13 protein-coding genes are annotated in these 17,761 nt (G+C 71.0%); all 13 read right to left on the minus strand.

Annotated features, from left to right (window positions below):
• Positions 1 to 191 precede the first annotated feature (191 nt).
• Complete coding sequence (gene tmk / locus ACIA8X_RS00850) at positions 192 to 3,431, minus strand: dTMP kinase (RefSeq protein WP_393449460.1); 3,240 nt, start codon at positions 3,429 to 3,431, stop codon at positions 192 to 194.
• Between the two features lie 188 nt (positions 3,432 to 3,619).
• On the minus strand, positions 3,620 to 6,427 hold the full coding sequence (topA, locus tag ACIA8X_RS00855) for a type I DNA topoisomerase (RefSeq protein ID WP_399457482.1): 2,808 nt from the start codon (positions 6,425 to 6,427) through the stop codon (positions 3,620 to 3,622).
• A 248-nt stretch (positions 6,428 to 6,675) separates the two neighbouring features.
• Positions 6,676 to 6,873, minus strand: a complete 198-nt coding sequence (locus ACIA8X_RS00860; protein WP_393449466.1) for a hypothetical protein — start codon at positions 6,871 to 6,873, stop codon at positions 6,676 to 6,678.
• Positions 6,874 to 7,393: 520 nt separating this feature from the next.
• On the minus strand, positions 7,394 to 7,624 hold the full coding sequence (locus ACIA8X_RS00865) for a hypothetical protein (protein WP_393450067.1): 231 nt from the start codon (positions 7,622 to 7,624) through the stop codon (positions 7,394 to 7,396).
• A 27-nt stretch (positions 7,625 to 7,651) separates the two neighbouring features.
• On the minus strand, positions 7,652 to 8,443 hold the full coding sequence (locus ACIA8X_RS00870; RefSeq protein WP_393449469.1) for an ABC transporter permease: 792 nt from the start codon (positions 8,441 to 8,443) through the stop codon (positions 7,652 to 7,654).
• A gap of 66 nt (positions 8,444 to 8,509) precedes the next feature.
• Positions 8,510 to 9,337, minus strand: a complete 828-nt coding sequence (locus ACIA8X_RS00875; RefSeq protein ID WP_393449472.1) for an ABC transporter permease — start codon at positions 9,335 to 9,337, stop codon at positions 8,510 to 8,512.
• Complete coding sequence (locus ACIA8X_RS00880) at positions 9,334 to 10,356, minus strand: ABC transporter ATP-binding protein (protein WP_393449475.1); 1,023 nt, start codon at positions 10,354 to 10,356, stop codon at positions 9,334 to 9,336. Before ACIA8X_RS00880 ends, ACIA8X_RS00875 begins: the two co-directional genes overlap by 4 nt.
• A gap of 126 nt (positions 10,357 to 10,482) precedes the next feature.
• Entirely contained in the window at positions 10,483 to 11,487 is a 1,005-nt protein-coding gene (locus tag ACIA8X_RS00885) for an ArsR/SmtB family transcription factor (protein ID WP_393449478.1), read from the minus strand.
• 127 nt (positions 11,488 to 11,614) lie between these two features.
• A complete protein-coding gene (locus ACIA8X_RS00890) occupies positions 11,615 to 13,183 on the minus strand; it encodes a methyltransferase (protein WP_399457483.1) in 1,569 nt (522 codons plus the stop codon).
• Positions 13,184 to 13,320: 137 nt separating this feature from the next.
• Positions 13,321 to 13,911: a small secreted protein gene (locus tag ACIA8X_RS00895; RefSeq protein ID WP_393449484.1), complete on the minus strand. Its 591-nt coding sequence runs from the start codon at positions 13,909 to 13,911 to the stop codon at positions 13,321 to 13,323.
• Positions 13,912 to 14,125: 214 nt separating this feature from the next.
• Positions 14,126 to 16,531 (minus strand): sodium-translocating pyrophosphatase, encoded by a 2,406-nt coding sequence (locus ACIA8X_RS00900; RefSeq protein WP_393449487.1) that lies wholly within the window; start codon positions 16,529 to 16,531, stop codon positions 14,126 to 14,128.
• Between the two features lie 316 nt (positions 16,532 to 16,847).
• Entirely contained in the window at positions 16,848 to 17,285 is a 438-nt protein-coding gene (locus ACIA8X_RS00905) for an ATP-binding protein (RefSeq protein ID WP_093908634.1), read from the minus strand.
• A 121-nt stretch (positions 17,286 to 17,406) separates the two neighbouring features.
• Positions 17,407 to 17,748, minus strand: coding sequence for an anti-sigma factor antagonist BldG (gene bldG, locus ACIA8X_RS00910; RefSeq protein ID WP_003975386.1), 342 nt, complete (start codon positions 17,746 to 17,748; stop codon positions 17,407 to 17,409).
• Between the last annotated feature and the right edge of the window lie 13 nt (positions 17,749 to 17,761).

Consider the following 17,761-nt stretch of genomic DNA (forward strand, 5'->3'; position numbering starts at 1 on the left):
TCACACTCCGCACACCCCGCCTTGCCCGATCCATTGTGCGGGGCGGCACTGACAACGGGGCCGGGCGGCATTCGGTAGCTGGGTCGGGCAGCCTTCGCTAGCCGGCTCGGGCGGCACCGCCTAGTCCTGCGGCTGCGGGCCGTCGTGCCGCCACGGCGGACGACGGCCCATGTTCGGAACCGGACCGAACCTCAGCCCCGCCGTCCCCGTCCCCGCCCCCGGCCACCCTCATCGCCGTACTCGTCCTCATGCGGCCCCAACAGCTCATCCGCCAGCGTCGGCAGATCATCCAGCGGCGTCTCCTCGGCCCAGTCGGACCGAGCCCTGCGCCGCGGCGCCCCCGCCTCGTCGACCTGAGGCAGTTCACGCGTACGGTCCTCGTCCCGGAAGAGCCCCTGCGGAACCCGATCCGCGGGCCCCTCCCCCGACACGGGAGGCAGGACAGCCGTCTCGTCCGCGGCGCCCGGAGGAACCGGAGGGAGCACAGCCGTCTCGTCCGCCGCACCCGGAGGAACCGGCGGAAGCACCGCCGTCTCGTCCGCCGCCCCGGAAGGCGCCGGCGGCTGCGGCAGCTTCGCCGTCACCTCGGACTCGGACTCCCCGTAAGGACGGTCACCGGAAGCGCCACCGGCGGCACTGGCACCAGCAGACCGCTCACCGCCCGCCGCCGGCCGGTCCTCATCACGCACCGGCCGCAGCACAGTCGTCTCGTCCGACGCCCCACCGGGCACCTGCCCCGGCGTCACCACCGGCGTAGGCACAGTCAGCGCCTCCCCGGCGGCAGCCCCGGTCCCGGGCCCCGTCGGCTTCGGACCCGCCTCCGCCGCGGCAGCCGCCTGCTCCGCCAGCCGTCGGGCCTCCTCGGCCCGCAGCAGAGCCTCCTCGGCCTTGCGCTGCTTCTCCAGGCGTCGCGCCTCGGCCTCGGCGTGAATGCGGGCCTCTTCCTCGGCCTGCTTGCGGCGGCGTTCCTCGTCGGCCTTGCGGCGCGCTTCCTCCTCGGCGCGCACCTTCTCCTCCGCGAGGAGCCGCTGCCGCTCCTCCTCGGCGCGCCGACGCGCTTCCTCGGCCCGCAGCCGGGCCTCCTCCGCCTGCCGTTCGGCCTCGCGCCGCTGCGCCTCCTCCAGCTCGCGCCGCTTGCGCTCCTCCTCCTCGGCGCGCAGCCGGGCGAGCTGCTCCTGACGCTCGCGCTCTAGGCGCTCCTCCTCGGCCTTGCGGGCGGCCTCTTCCTCGGCCTTGCGGCGGGCCTCCTCCTCGGCCTTCCGGCGCGCTTCCTCCTGCGCCTGGATCTCCGCCTCGGACAGCGGCAGCATCTGGTCGAGCCGGTGCCGGATGACCGTCGTCACGCCTTCCGGCTCCTGGCCCGCGTCCACCACCAGGTACCGGCCGGGGTCGGACGCGGCCAGCGTCAGGAAGCCGGAGCGCACGCGCGCGTGGAACTCCGCCGGCTCCGACTCCAGCCGGTCCGGCGCCTCGGTGAACCGCTCGCGGGCGACCTCCGGCGAGACGTCGAGCAGCACGGTCAGGTGCGGGGCGAGCCCGTTCGTCGCCCAGCGGTTGATGCGGGCGATCTCGGTCGGGGACAGGTCACGTCCCGCTCCCTGGTACGCCACCGAGGAGTCGACGTACCGGTCCGAGATCACGACCGCGCCGCGCTCCAGCGCCGGACGGACCACCGTGTCCACGTGCTCCGCGCGGTCCGCCGCGTACAGCAGCGCCTCCGCCCGGTGCGACAGCCCCGCGCTCGACACGTCCAGCAGGATCGACCGCAGTCGCTTGCCGACCGGCGTCGCCCCGGGCTCGCGCGTGACCACGACCTCGTGGCCCTTGCCGCGGATCCACTCGGCGAGCGCCTCGGCCTGGGTGGACTTCCCGGCGCCGTCACCGCCCTCCAGAGCGATGAAGAAGCCGGACGTCGCGGGCACCTGCTCGGGGTCGTCGCCACCGAGCACCGCGTCCCGCAGGTCCTGCCGCAGCGGTACGCCGGAGCGGTCGTCGACCTTGGCCAGCACCAGCGCGGCCACCGGCAGCAGCAGCGCACCGACCAGCATCAGCGTGAACGCCGCGCCGCCGTGCGCGAAGACGAACTTGCCGCTCTCCAGCCGGTGCGGCCCGATGAGCGCGGCCACCAGCGGTGCGATCACCGCGCCGAGTGCCACGCAGACCCGTGCGACCGCGTGCAGATGCTCCGTGGTCCGCGCCCGCCGGAACTCCTCGGCCTCCTGGTCCAGCAGGGTGTGCCCGGTGTTGGCGGCCACGCCCGCGCCGATCCCGGCCAGCGCGACGATCAGCAGCACGGTGGTGACGTCCGGGACGAGCCCGGCGGCCAGCAGCGCCACGCCGGTGAAGGCGATCGCCAGCGCAAGCAGCCGGCGCCGCGACAGGGCGGGCAGCACGGAGGGCGCCTTACGGATGCCGACGACCACGCCGCCGGTCAGCGCGAGCACCAGCAGGCCGTACAGCACCGGCCCGCCGCCCAGGTCCTTGGCGTGCAGCACGGCCACGGCGACCGCGGCGGACACCGCCCCGGTGACGGCCGCGCAGGCCGTCACCAGCAGCACGATCGCGCCCGTACGGCCCTTGTCGACGCCCGAGCCGGTCTTCGGCCGGCGCAGCCCCTCGAGCGGCGACCGCGCGCGCGGGGTGCGCGTGTCGGGCAGCTCCAGGAAGGTCAGCACGGACAGGGACGCGGCGAACAGACCGGCCGCGACATACGACCCGAGGGCCGCCTGGTGCTGCTCGAACCAGTCGAGCCCGGCGCCGAGCAGGTTGTTGAGCAGGGCGGCGACGACGAGAGCGGCGGCGGCCAGCGGGATCGCCACGAAGCCCGTGCGCAGCGACAGGCGGCGCAGGGCGTCCATGTGGTCCGGCAGCGGTCGTACCGTCGCGCCCTCCGGCGGTGGGGGCGGCAGCAGGGCGGGCGCCGCGCTCTCCCGGCACACCGTCCAGAAACGCTCGGCGACGCCGGTCACGAAGACGGTGACCAGGAGGACGGCCAGCGCGCTGTCCGGCGTCCAGTCGATCCACAGGGGCGCGACGATCAGCAGGCCGACCCGCAGGCCGTCCGCGCCGACCATGGTCCAGCGCCGGTCGAGCGGGCCCTCCTGGGAGGTGAGCGAGGTCAGAGGGCCAAGGAGGACGGCGCCGAAGAGCAGCGTCGCCAGGATGCGCACGCCGAAGACGGTCGCCACTGCGAACGCCACGCCTCGATACCCACCGCCGAACGACCCCTCCGCGATCGCCGCCTGAAGTGCCAGCAGAACCAGCACAAGAAGGGCGAGGATGTCGCCGACACCGCCCACCAACTGCGCGCTCCAGAGCCGCTTGAGCTGCGGTCGGCGCAGGAGGGCGCGGACGGCACGCTCGCGGGAGTCCGCGGCCAGGGAGTCGTCGGGGGCAGTGTCTTGAGCCGTTGTCTGCTCGGCACGGGTCATGCTTTCAGCCTATCGGGACCCACCGACAGCCCGGCGGGCGCGCCCGAACGCACGCACGACCCGACACCAAACTGATGCCGAGGCGTTCGTTTTGCGAACCGGAAGTGAAGAACCGGAACGTCAACCGGCCTCCATAAGAACCAGTTTGGTCCTCAGGGAGGCCGGTCAACCCTCGGGAAGAGGGCGGCTCAGTCGTCCGTCGCCGTCTTGGAAGCCGCCGCCTTCTTCGCCGTCGTCTTCTTCGCGGCCGTCGTGGTCTTCTTCGCCGCGGTCTTCTTGGCGGCCGTCTTCTTGGCCGGGGCGGCCTTCTTGGCGGTCGCCTTCTTCGCCGTCTTCTTGGCGGGCCCCTTCGCCCGCTTCTCGGCGAGCAGCTCGAAGCCGCGCTCGGGGGTGATCTCCTCAACGCTGTCGCCGGAGCGCAGGGTCGCGTTGGTCTCCCCGTCGGTGACGTACGGCCCGAAGCGACCGTCCTTGACGACGACCGGCTTCTCGCTCACCGGGTCGGTGCCCAGCTCCTTCAGCGGCGGCTTGGCGGCCGCGCGGCCCCGCTGCTTGGGCTGGGCGTAGATCGCCAGCGCCTCTTCGAGGGTGATCGTGAAGAGCTGGTCCTCGGTCTGCAGCGAGCGCGAGTCCGTGCCCTTCTTCAGATACGGCCCGTAGCGGCCGTTCTGCGCGGTGATCTCCTGGCCCTCGGCGTCCGCGCCGACGACACGCGGCAGCGACATCAGCTTCAGCGCGTCGTCGAGCGTCACCGTGTCCAGCGACATCGACTTGAAGAGCGAGGCCGTACGCGGCTTCACGGCGTTCTTGCCGGTCTTCGGGGTGCCCTCGGGGAGCACCTCGGTGACGTACGGGCCGTAGCGGCCGTCCCGGGCGATGATCTGGTGGCCCGTCTGCGGGTCGGCGCCCAGCTCGAAGTCGCCACTCGGCTTGGCGAGCAGCTCCTCCGCGAGCTCCACGCTCAGCTCGTCCGGTGCCAGGTCCTCGGGGACGTCCGCGCGCTGGTGGTTCTCGGAGTCCTTCTCACCGCGCTCGATGTACGGGCCGTAGCGGCCGACCCGCAGCACGATGTCGTTGCCCACCGGGAACGACGACACCTCGCGCGCGTCGATCGCGCCCAGGTCGGTCACCAGCTCCTTGAGGCCACCGAGGTGGTCCCCGTCGCCGTTGCCGGCGTCGGCCGCGTCGCCGTTGCTGATGCCCTCGCCGAAGTAGAACCGCTTCAGCCACGGCACGGCCTGCGCCTCGCCGCGCGCGATGCGGTCGAGGTCGTCCTCCATCCTCGCGGTGAAGTCGTAGTCGACGAGCCGCCCGAAGTGCTTCTCCAGGAGGTTGACCACGGCGAAGGACAGGAAGGACGGGACGAGTGCCGTGCCCTTCTTGAACACATAACCGCGGTCGAGGATCGTGCCGATGATCGACGCGTACGTCGACGGGCGGCCGATCTCCCGCTCTTCCAGCTCCTTGACCAGCGACGCCTCGGTGTAGCGGGCCGGGGGCTTGGTGGCGTGCCCGTCGACCGTGATCTCCTCGGCGCTGAGCGCGTCGCCCTCGCTGACCTGCGGCAGGCGGCGCTCACGGTCGTCCAGCTCGGCGTTCGGGTCGTCGGCGCCCTCGACATAGGCCTTCAGGAAGCCGTGGAAGGTGATCGTCTTGCCGGACGCGCTGAACTCGACGTCCCGCCCGTCGGCCGCCGCGCCGCCGATCTTGACCGTGACCGAGTTACCGGTCGCGTCCTTCATCTGCGAGGCGACCGTCCGCTTCCAGATCAGCTCGTAGAGCTTGAACTGGTCGCCGGTCAGGCCGGTCTCGGCAGGCGTGCGGAAGCGGTCGCCGGAGGGGCGGATCGCCTCGTGCGCCTCCTGCGCGTTCTTGACCTTGCCCGCGTACGTCCGCGGGGCCGAGGGCAGGTAGTCGGCGCCGTACAGCTGCGTGACCTGGGCGCGGGCGGCCGCCACGGCGGTGTCGCTCAGCGTCGTGGAGTCCGTACGCATGTAGGTGATGTAGCCGTTCTCGTACAGCTTCTGCGCGACCTGCATCGTGGCCTTCGCGCCGAAGCCGAGCTTGCGGCTCGCCTCCTGCTGCAGCGTCGTCGTACGGAACGGGGCGTACGGCGAGCGGCGGTACGGCTTGGACTCGACGGACCGCACCGAGAACTGCGTGTTCTCCAGGGCGGCGGCGAGGGCGCGGGCGTTCGCCTCGTCGAGGTGGAGGGTGTTCGCGCTCTTGAGTTGTCCCAGGGAGTCGAAGTCGCGGCCCTGCGCGACCCGCCTGCCGTCGACGGTCTGCAGGCGGGCGACCAGCGACGACGGGTCCGACGAGTCCCCCGCGCGGCCGGTCGCGAAGGTGCCCGTCAGGTCCCAGTACTCAGCAGAACGAAACGCGATGCGCTCGCGTTCCCGCTCCACGACGAGTCGGGTGGCGACGGACTGGACACGGCCCGCCGACAGACGCGGCATGACCTTCTTCCACAGGACCGGCGAGACCTCGTAGCCGTAGAGGCGGTCGAGGATGCGTCGGGTCTCCTGGGCGTCGACCAGCTTCTGGTTCAGCTCACGCGGGTTGGCCACGGCGGCCTGGATCGCGGCCTTGGTGATCTCGTGGAAGACCATCCGCTTGACCGGGACCTTGGGCTTGAGCACTTCCTGGAGGTGCCACGCGATGGCCTCGCCCTCGCGGTCCTCATCGGTGGCGAGGAAGAGTTCGTCGGAGTCCTTCAGCAGGTCCTTGAGCTTCTTGACCTGGGCCCTCTTGTCGGCGTTGACGACATAGATCGGCTCGAAGTCGTGCTCGACGTCCACGCCGAGGCGGCGCACCTCGCCGGTGTACTTCTCCGGCACCTCCGCGGCGCCGTTGGGGAGGTCGCGGATGTGCCCGACGCTCGCTTCGACTACGTAGCCGGGGCCCAGGTAGCCCTTGATCGTCTTCGCCTTGGCAGGCGACTCGACGATGACGAGTCGGCGGCCGCCCTGTGCGGTCTCGCTGGTCGGGGACAACTTCGCTCTTCTCTCCGGTCGACGCTGGGCCTCCCCGGGGTCGCTTGGCTCCCGGGGTCGGGTGGTGGTGACGCTGCGGAGTGTGACGGTACATCCCGCCCCGTTGTCAAACGGGAAAAGCCCGCAACGGCCACTCGAACGGTAACCCGACTTCCGCCATTCCTGCCGCCCGGAGTGCCCACCGGCCTTTTCGAGCCTTTCCGGAAGTGGGCCTCCCAATTATCGGCCGCCCAGCTCATGGGCCGTTCTCAGAGGCGGGTGAAGCACCACGTTCCGAGGGTCAGCGCGATCACCGAGACAAGGCCGGCCAGCGTCACCGATGCGACGGGGCTCACACCCTGAGCGACCGGGCGGCGCTGCCGTACCCGGACCGCCGTCCACACCAGCAGCCCTCCTCCGAACAGGGCGAACACCATCCCAGCGAAGATCGCCGGTCCCCTCTCCATGGTTCCGCTTGCCCCTTTTCTCCCGTCCGCGACTGCCCAGCCCGGCGAGGCTGACACGCACGGACGGCGCACAGGCGAACCTCAGGTGAACGCGGGGCTGACGCGGGGCCGACGCGGCTGTGGACTCCGACGCCCCGCGGGCCCCGTCCGCCACAGCTGCCCCAGGCTGCCCACTGGCCCCTCCCCCTCATGGGCCTCACCCCCCTCAGGCCTCACCGGGCGCGGGTATCTTTCCGGTCGTCCTCTTGTCGTCTTCTTGTCGTCGGACCTGCCGGCGGTGCACCCGACCTTGTTGAAGCCCTGTCGTAGACGGTCCGCTCCGGACCCGGCGCCCAGACCGACTCGAATTTGTTGCCGCACAGCTTGGTGGCGTTGTCGGAGCCGTTCTTGTGGCTCATTTCGCCGGGCGCCCGAACCGTTCGGCGGAGTCGATCAACGGGGCCGTTGTAACCCTCGTCCCTCTTCCTCGTAGACCCAGCGGTCGCCGACGCTTATCTGCCCGATCCACAGGTTCTCGCCGTCATCGCGGAACGGCCCACCTCGCCGCCTGGCACGACGTGAGCCGGGGCTCGCGGGACTCGGGCCGGAGGCCGATGCCGTGGTCGGTGAGCAGCACGCGCGCGTAGGGGTCGCCCGAAGCGTCCGGCGCCAGAAGGAGGTTGGCCGGTTTCCCATCCCTGTGGAGGATGCCGATCCGGTGCCCGGCGATCAGCGCGTCGAGCACGGCGAGATGACCCTGCCATCGCCGCAATCCGGCGTCTCCCCTCCGCCCCGGTGACTACAGCACATCGAGGGTCGCGCGCCGCCTGCTGCCGTGCTCGAAGAGGCTCAGCAGCAGCATGGCGAGGAGCAAGTACCCGGTGCCGACCGCGAGTTCCGCCCCCAGCAGGCCGGTGTCCAGCCCCTGGCCAGCTGCAGCCCGCCGGGCCGCAGCGGCCGCGTGCGTGAGCGGAAGGCCCTCGCCGACGGTCCGCATCCAGGGCGGCAGGGTCTCGCGCGGCACGTTCGCGCCGGTCAACAGGAGCAGCACGGAAGCGGCCACGTTCGACACCAGGAACACGTCCCGGAAGCGGAGCCCCAGCGCGCCCAGCGCGAGCCCGAACGCGGAGCAGGCGGCCGCGGCGGCGACCAGGACCACGGCGATCTGCGGCACGCTGTCCACCGGCACCCGCAGGCCCAGCACCAACGCGGCCACGACGAGCGTGAACCCGCTGACGACCAGGCCGTTGAGGACGTACGGCAGGGCCCGCCCGAACCACAGCGGCGCCCGGTGGCGGGGGCTGAGCAGCACCGCGCCGAGAGTGCCGTAGCGCCGCTCGTTGGCGACGGCCATGGTGCCGCCGTACACGCAGGCCGTGGACGAGGCGAGGACGGCGTTGCCCAGCAGGTAGAAGCGGTCGTCGGCGAGGTGCAGCTGGCGGCCCAGGTGGACGAAGAAGAGCAGCTGCAGCAGGGGCCCGACCAGCAGGGTGCCGATGAACATGGCGGGCGTGGTCCAGTTGAACAGCGCCCGGTAGGAAATGCCGCCGCCGATGACGACGAGGCGTGCGGTACGGACGAGTTGACGCATTCGGATTCCTCGGGGCCGGATGACGCGGTGGGGGAGGCGGGGGCAGTCAGGTCAGGTCAGGTCAGGTCAGGTCAGAGCGAGGGTGGCTGCGGCACGCGCGCGTGCCTCGACCCGGCCGAGTACGGCGACGGCCAGCAGCGCATAGAGCGCACCGAGGCCGAGCGCGAGTCCCAGGGGAGCCGCCACGGACCCGCCGGAGGTCGCGGCGTGCACGGCGCGGGCTCCCCAGGTGGTGGGCAGCGCCCAGGACAGCGGGTGGGTCCACGCGGGCAGCACGGTGATCGGGACGAGCATCCCCGACAGCAGCCACACGGGCGCGTCCAGTGCGTTGGCCAGCGCGTTCGCGTTGCGCATCAGGACGAACGTGGCGGCCAGCAGCAGCCCCATGGCCCCGAGGGCGAGGACACAGCCCGCGACCGCCGGCAGGAAGAGCACCGGGTGCGCGAACTGCAGCGGCACGCCGAACAGCAGCCGTCCCCAGACGACGGTCGCGACCATCGAGTACGTCCCTACGACGGACGTGGCCAGCGTGATCGGCAGCAGCACCAGCGGCAGCCGCGTCGGCGCGACGACCAGGCATTCCAGGGTGCCGAGCCAGCGCTGGTTCTGCACCGCCCCACCCGACCCGAACAGCACCGACGACCAGATGCCCATCAGACCCGCGCCCACCGACGCGGTGAGCAGCCGGTCCGGGTCGCCCGCGGCGCGGAAGAGGTAGACGGCGAGGGTCGCGTAGACGAGCGGCACCAGCACCGCGAAGGTGATCTCCAGAGGCGAGCGCGACATGTGGATGACGTGCGTGCGTACCCCTACGGCGACGAGCCGCGGCCAGCGCTTCACGGCGCTCGGGTTCACCGCCCTCGACGCCGGGGCACCCCGCTCAAGCGTGCTCATACCGGGACCTCCGCCGTTTCGGCCGCCCCGACCGGACCGGCGGTGACGCGTTCCGCCTCCGCGACGATCGCCACGTAGGCGTCCTCCAGCGTCGGCTCGCGCGTGGTGACGCGCCCCAGGCGCACGCCGTCCAGCGCGGCGAGCACGCGCGCGTGGAGTTCGGTTCCCCGGTCGCTCTGGACGGTCAGCAGTTGTACGGCCCCTCGGTCGTCGACGGCTGCGTCCCGTACGCCGGGCAGCGCGCGCACCCGCTCCAGATCGGTCTCCGAGACCCCGTGGACCTCGACTTCGAGGACGTCGCGTTCCTGGACGCGGGCCTTGAGCGCACCGGGCGTGCCGAGTGCCCGTATCTCTCCGCCCGCGATGACGGCGATGCGGTCGCACAGTTCGTCCGCCTCGGCCATGTAGTGCGTGGTGAGCACCACTGTCGTCCCGGCGTCCGACAGATCGGCGACGGTGCGGCGCAGGTCCCGTGCGGCGACCGGGTCGACGCCGATCGAGGGCTCGTCCAGGAAGAGCACGTCGGGCCGGTGGAGCAGGCCGCGGGCGATGTGCAGCCGCTGCCGCATGCCGCGCGAGTAGCCCTCGACGCGCTCCCGCTCCCGCCCGTCCAGACCGACCAGCTCCAGCAGTTCGGCGATCCGGCGCCGCTGCTCACGCGGCTCGACCTCGTACAACTCGGCGAAGTAGCGCAGGTTGTCGAGGGCGGAGAGCCGCTCGTACAGGCCTCGGTCGCCGCCGAAGACGTAGCCGATCCGCCGTCGTACGGCGACGGGGTCGCGGATCACGTCGTGCCCGAACACCCGGGCCGTGCCCGAGGTGGGCAGCAGCAGGGTGTTGAGCATCTTGATGGTGGTCGTCTTGCCGGCCCCGTTGGGTCCGAGCAGCCCGAACAGCTCGCCCTGCGCCACCTCGAAGCTGACCCCTCGTACAGCTTCGGTGGTGGAGCGCCGGGGCCGCAGCCAGCCCGTGCGTGATGTGTAGGTGCGGCGCAACCCGTGCGCCTCGATGGCAGGCATGCGCCGGACGGTAGGCGGGCCGCTCGACCCCGGTCGACGAATTCGGCGGCTCCCGAATCGTCACTTACGCGTGCGTGCCGTTCGCAAGCCCGCACGCGCGCGTGCCCTCGACGGGCGGACAGGCGCTCACCCCACCGACCGCAGCACGTCCTCCCCGGACAGCAGTGCCAGCAGGGCGCGTCCGGTGTCGGTGAGCTGGTAGTACACGCTCCGGCCGACCCGGTGCCGGGTGACCACCCCGGACTCGGCGAGCACCGACAGATGCTCGGACACGGTGCTGGGGGCCAGTCCGAGCCGGTCGGCGATGCCCGCCGTGGTGAGCGGCCCGCCGAGCTCGCGCAGGACCGCCGCCCGTCCGCGCCCCAGCAGCAGCCCGAGCCGGTCCCCGGTCGCCGGTTCCTCGCGCCGTTCCCGCAGCACGGCCGCGCCCCGCGCCTGGAAGGAGACGGTGAGCACCTCGGGGTGGTCCGTCGAGTACAGCCGGCATCCCTCGGCGAAGACCAGCGGCACGAGCAGCAGCCGACGCTCACCCGCGTGGTACTCGGCATCGATGTGCTTGGTCAGCTCCAGCACCGGCGGTGTCCACTTCGCGCGTGCCTCCAGGCCGGCGAAGAGCGCGTCCACGCCCTCGGTGGCGAAGGTCCGCGCCCGGATCAGGACTTCGTCCTCGACGAGCCGCCGCATGACCGGCCACAGGTCGGCGAGGGCACCCTCCCAGTACGCGGCGTACGCGTCGGCGAGGGCGGCGCAGGCGGCCTGCGGATCCTCCAGATACGGCCGTACGAGCGGATGGTCGTCCATGCCGGGATAGTGCTCGGCCATCTGCGCCCGCACCACGTCCGGCGGTGTGCGGCGCACGATCTCCAGCTCCTGCTCGATCGACATCGCACCGATCGGCTGGGGGAGCATGAAGTCGGGGAACTTCAGCGGCCCGCCCAGCAGCGCCCGCAGCGGGGCGACCCGGTCGTCGTCCCGGATCACCTCACGCGCGCGGACGACCCACTTCTGGTACGGCCAGGAGGGGTTCCGGTGCGGCATCGCCAGGTGCAGGCTGCAGAACGCGTCCCACAGCGGGCTGACGGCGATCCGGGTCGCTCCGAGCGCGTCCTCGTCGAGCTCGATACGGATCACCAGGCCCGTCCCTCCCCGGTCACACCCGCCACCGCGCCCACCCGCCTTCCGCGACCGTCACCGCGCTCACCCGTCCTCCGCGGCCGTCACCGTCACCGCGCCTACCCGCCCGCTCCGGCCGTCACCGTCACCGCCCGCCCCTACCGGCCGGCTCCAGGAACCCCTGCTCCACCAGCAACCGGATCTGCGCGGGCGTACGGTCACGCAGCAACACCGGGTCCTCGCCCATCAGTTGGGCGATCGCGTCCAGAATGCGGCCCGCGCTCAGCGAACCGTCACACACGCCCGCGAAACCCGCGCCGACCGTGTCCACCTGGGTGGCCCGGCGCATGCCGCGGTGCTGGCGCAGCACGACGTGCTCCGGGTCCTCGGCGCCGGGCAGCCCGATCTGCTCCTGCACGACCTCGCCGACGAGCCTGAAGTGCTCCTCCAACAGGGCCGCGTCGTCGCGGACGCGCAGGTAGTCGAGCCGCTCAAAGTGCGCCACGACCGTGTCACCGAGCGGCTGCTCGACCGGATGCGGCCACTCCTCCACCGTGATCGAGGGCACGGCGGCCGACGCCTTCCGCAGCGTGATCCACCCGAACCCGACGGCCTTCACCTTGCGCGCCTCGAACTCGTCCAGCCACGCGTCGTACCGCGCCTGGTACTCGGCCACGTCACCCCGGTGGTCACCGGCGTCTCTGAGCCACAGCTCGGCGTACTGAGAGATGTCCTGGACCTCGCGCTGCACGATCCAGGCATCACACCCACGCGGCACCCACGACCGCAGCCGGTCCTGCCAGTCCTCCCCCTCCACGTGCTGCCAGTTGGCGAGGAAGTGCGCGAACCCGCCCTCGTTCAGCCGCTCCCCCGCCCCCTGAACGATCGAGCGGCACAGATCGTCCCCGCCCATTCCGCCGTCGCGGTAGGTCAGCCGCGCGCCCGGCGAGATCACGAAGGGCGGATTCGACACGATCAGGTCGTACGTCTCGCCGTTCCTGAGCGGCTCGAACAGCGAACCCTCCCGCAGCTCAGCGGCCGGCGCGCCGGACAGCGCGAGCGTCAGCGCGGTGATGTGCAGCGCGCGCGGGTTGAGGTCGGTCGCCGTCACGTGCGTGGCGTGCTGCGCGGCGTGCAGCGCCTGGATGCCGGAGCCGGTGCCGAGGTCGAGGGCGGAGGCGACCGGCCTGCGGACCGTGATGCCGGCGAGCGTCGTGGAGGCCCCGCCGACCCCGAGGACGACCCCCTCGCCCTTGTTCCCGATGCCGCCCGCCCCACCGACCGCGCACCCCAGGTCGGACACGATGTACCAGTCCTCACCCCCGGGCCCGCCGTACGGGCGTACGTCCACGGTCGCGGCGAGGTCACCGTCGGCGTCGCCGGAGTCATCGGAGCCGTCGGAGTGCTCGCCGACCCTGACCAGCCACCCGCTCTCCAGGCACGCGTCGACAGGCAGAACGCCCGCCACGCGCGCGTGCGGCACGGGCTGCTGCAACAGGAACAGCCGTACGAGCGCCTCCAGCGGTGTGTCTCCGCGGGTCGCTCGGAGCGCGGGCACGGTTTCGCTCCGCGCGAGCGCCGCGTACGCGGGCGCGCCGAGCAGTTCGAGCAGCCCGTCGGCGGTGAAGGAGGCCCCGAGCAGGGCCTCCCGCAGCCGGGCGGCGACATCGGGGCGATCGGAGGCGGGCAGGGCGGACAGACTGGAGTCACTCACGCCCTCATTGTGACCCGCGCCCGGGCTCACCCGCCCCGTGAAACCTCAGCCACCGGCCCCCTGAGGCGTCAGCCGCCCGGCCCGCGAAGCCTCAGCCACCCAACCCGAGACGCGTCAGCCACCCGCCCCGGCAGGCCTCAGCTGTCGGTGGAGGACGCGGACGCCGAAGCGGCCGCCTCCTTGCAGCCCTCCTGCTTGAGCAGCGCGCTCTTGGTGTCGCCGCCCGATTCCAGCTTCTTCAGGGAGTCGAGGGCGCTCTTGCGCTGGCTCACGACGTCCCGCATCTCTTCCCCGACGTCTCGCAGCCCGGACGCGAACTTCGCCTGGTCCTTCGTGTTCAGCTTGTCCGTCTGCTTCTTCAGCTCGGCGTAGCTCGTGGAGACCGCGGTGAGCTTCTTGATGGCGTCCTGCTGCTTCTTCGCGCCGTCCTCGACGCCCGGAGGCGGCCCGGCCTGCTGGAGGAGGGTCGCGCGTGCCTTGAAGCCTTCGGCGAGGTCCTGGAACGCCTGGGCGTCGACCTTCTGGAGCTCCTTGGGCGGGCTGTCCTTGGCCGCCTTCGTGATCGCGGCGTCGGCCGCCGCGATCTTCGCGTTCTGCGCCGGCGCGGTGTCGCAGATCTTCTTGGCCCAGGCGTCAAGCTCCGGGTTGCCCTCGTCGCTCGTGCATCCCGTCAGTGCCAGTGCCAGCACCGCACCGCCGGACAGTGCGGCCGTGAGCTTCTTGTTCACCGGTTTGGTCCCTTCCGTGGCTCTCGGCCCACGGACCCTACACGGAGGGCGTGGGACGACAGCCCGCCACATGTCACTTATGTAGCGCTATCCAGCTCTTTGCACCATGTGAGAGAAGCGTCACGGCAAGGGCGTGAACAAGCACGAGGCGGGCGGGCGGCACGTCAACACGCGCCGCCCGCCCGCCCCTTGAACTGGGCCGTCGTAAGACCGCCTACGAAACCACCGCCGGATCGACCGGCTTGGCCGCCCTGTCGGCGTTGCCTTCGTCACCCATGGCGATGCCGCGCCGCTTGGAGACGTAGACCGCGCTGACGATCACGAGGAGCGACAGTACGGCGATGGTGACCCGTACGCCGACGTTCTTGTCCTCGCCGTAGCTGAACTGGATGACCGCGGGCGCGATGAGCAGCGCGACCAGGTTCATCACCTTCAGCAGCGGGTTGATCGCGGGACCGGCGGTGTCCTTGAAGGGGTCGCCGACCGTGTCGCCGATCACCGTCGCGGCGTGGGCCTCGCTGCCCTTGCCGCCATGGTGGCCGTCCTCGACGAGTTTCTTGGCGTTGTCCCAGGCGCCGCCGGAGTTGGCGAGGAACACCGCCATCAGCGTGCCGGCGCCGATCGCGCCCGCCAGGAACGCGCCCAGGGCACCGACCCCGAGCGTGAACCCGATGAAGATGGGCGCCATCACGGCGAGCAGACCGGGCGTGGCGAGCTCGCGCAGGGCATCCCGGGTGCAGATGTCGACGACCTTGCCGTACTCCGGCTTCTCCGTGTAGTCCATGATCCCGGGCCGCTCACGGAACTGCCGCCGTACCTCGTAGACCACGGAACCCGCCGACCGTGACACGGCGTTGATGGCGAGGCCCGAGAAGAGGAAGACGACCGCCGCGCCCGCGATGAGACCGACGAGGTTGTTGGGCTGCGAGATGTCCATCATCAGGTTCATCGGCGCGCCTTCGCCGCTGAGTTTCTCGCCCACGTCCCGCGCGCCGGTGGTGATGGCGTCGCGGTACGACCCGAAGAGCGCCGCCGCCGCCAGGACGGCGGTGGCGATGGCGATGCCCTTGGTGATGGCCTTGGTGGTGTTGCCGACCGCGTCCAGGTTGGTGAGCACCTGGGCGCCGGCGCCCTCGACGTCGCCGGACATCTCGGCGATGCCCTGCGCGTTGTCGGAGACCGGCCCGAAGGTGTCCATGGCGACGATCACGCCGACCGTGGTGAGCAGGCCGGTGCCGGCCAGCGCCACCGCGAACAGCGCCAGCATGATCGACGTGCCGCCGAGCAGGAAGGCGCCGTAGACGCCGAGGCCGATCAGCAGGGCGGTGTAGACGGCCGACTCCAGGCCGATGGAGATGCCGGCGAGGATGACGGTGGCGGGACCGGTGAGCGAGGTCTTGCCGATGTCCATGACCGGGCGCCGGTTGGTCTCGGTGAAGTAGCCGGTCAGCTGCTGGATGACGGCGGCCAGCAGGATGCCGATCCCGACCGCGATGAGCGCGAGGATCCGCGGGTCGCCGTCCTTGGCGGCGATGGCCTCGTCGGTGATGCCGTCGAGGTCGGCGTACGACGACGGCAGGTAGATGTACACGGCGGCCGCGACCAGCACGATCGAGATCACCGCGGAGATGAAGAACCCACGGTTGATCGCGGTCATGCCGCTGCGGTCGGTGCGGCGCGGGGCCACGGCGAAGATGCCGATCATCGCGGTGATCACGCCGATCGCCGGCACGATCAGCGGGAAGGCGAGCCCGGAGTTGCCGAAGGCCGCCGATCCGAGGATCAGCGCGGCGACCAGGGTCACCGCGTACGACTCGAAGAGGTCGGCCGCCATGCCCGCGCAGTCGCCGACGTTGTCGCCCACGTTGTCGGCGATGGTCGCGGCATTACGCGGATCGTCCTCCGGAATGCCCTGCTCGACCTTGCCGACCAGGTCGGCGCCGACGTCGGCGGCCTTGGTGAAGATGCCGCCGCCGACACGCATGAACATCGCGATCAGCGCGGCACCGAGACCGAATCCTTCGAGCACCTTCGGCGCGTCGGCCGCGTACACCAGCACCACACAGGAGGCGCCCAGCAGACCGAGCCCCACTGTGAACATGCCGACGACGCCGCCCGTGCGGAAAGCGATCTTCATGGCTTTGTGTGAGACGGCGGTGAGATCCTTTTCCGGCTCACCCTCCGCCGGGGTCGCTTCCCGTGCTGCCGCAGCGACGCGCACATTGCTGCGCACGGCCAGCCACATGCCGATATAACCGGTCGCCGCCGAGAACGCGGCGCCGATCAAGAAGAACACCGATCGGCCGATGCGCTGATTCCAGTCGTCCGCGGGCAGCAGCATGAGCAGGAAGAACACCACGACGGCGAATACGCCGAGCGTGCGCAACTGCCTGGCCAGATAGGCGTTCGCGCCTTCCTGGATGGCCGTCGCGATCTTCTTCATGCTGTCGGTGCCCTCGCCCGCCGCGAGCACCTGGCGTACGAGAACGCCGGCGACCACGAGCGCTGCCAGTGCGACGACCCCGATGACCGTGATGATGATCCGGTTGTCGTCGGTCAGCACTGCCGCTGCGAGGGTTGTGGGATGGTCCAGCTGATGAGGGGTAGAAAGCCCCGCCATTCGTCCTCCTTGACGCTTGGGCTGAGCTCAAGATGTGGACGGATTCTAGGTACCGGAACCTGATCAAAACAGAGCGCGGCAAACGGAATTAGCCTTCACATGCCGTTCAGCAAATGATCGACGTCACGCCAGTGAACCCGAAAGCGCTAATGCCCTAAAACCGTTGACGGTCGTAGGCGCGCGCATTGCCACTTGATCGAATTATCGGCTCATTGATCGTGAATTCCTTCACGAATTGCCCGATCCGTTGACGAAAACGCGAAGGGGCCCTGCTCAGCAGGGCCCCTTCGGCGATGAGGTTGGGTCGGCGGATCGTTCAGGAGAGCACCGCGGCCGGCGGTGTGGTCGGCCAGGTCATGCGGATCAGCCCACCGTGCTCCCCGGCGGAGACCTCCACGTCGTCGACGAGGCCACTGATGACCGCGAGACCCATCTCGTCCTCTTCGGCTTCCACCTCGCCGTCGCCGCCCGCGGCGCCGGATGCCCGCTCGCCGGGAACGGAGCGCGGCGCCTCGTCGCCGACCTCGATGGAGAACTGTTTCTCCTCCTCGATCAGCGACACCTTCACCGGCGCCGTGATGCCGACGCTCTGGTGCAGTCCGACGGCACGGGTGCAGGCCTCGCCGACGGCGAGTCTCACCTCGTCCAGGACGGCCTCGTCCACTCCGGCCCTGCGCGCCACCGCTGCCGCCACCAGCCGGGCGGTCCTGACGTGCTCGGGCAGCGCGCTGAAGCGGAGTTCAACGGTGGCCATGCATCCCCCTCCGAACTACGGGCGTGCTTCCGGAGGACCGGGCTGCCGAAAGCCCGATCCCCCTTCTCTTTCAACTTCTGCCGTGCCGGGGCCCGCCCTGCGGCGGGTCCTGGTCCGGTGATCAGTCGGTCGCCGCCACCGCTTCCTCGACCGAGGTGTGGATCGGGAACACCTTGGTGAGGCCGGTGATGCGGAAGATCTTGAGAATGCGCTCCTGGTTGCAGACCAGGCGCAGGGAGCCCTCATGGGCACGCACGCGCTTCAGGCCGCCGACCAGTACGCCGAGCCCGGTGGAGTCGAGGAAGTCCACGCCCTCCATGTCGACGACGAGGTGGAAACTCCCGTCGTTCACCAGCTCGACCAACTGCTCGCGCAACTTTGGCGCGGTATATACGTCGATTTCGCCACCGACCTCGACGACCGTACGATCGCCGACGGTACGGGTCGACAGGGACAGGTCCACGGATCCTCCAGCA

It is taken from the genome of Streptomyces sp. NPDC051738, from assembly GCF_044453205.1.
Lineage (GTDB): Bacteria > Actinomycetota > Actinomycetes > Streptomycetales > Streptomycetaceae > Streptomyces.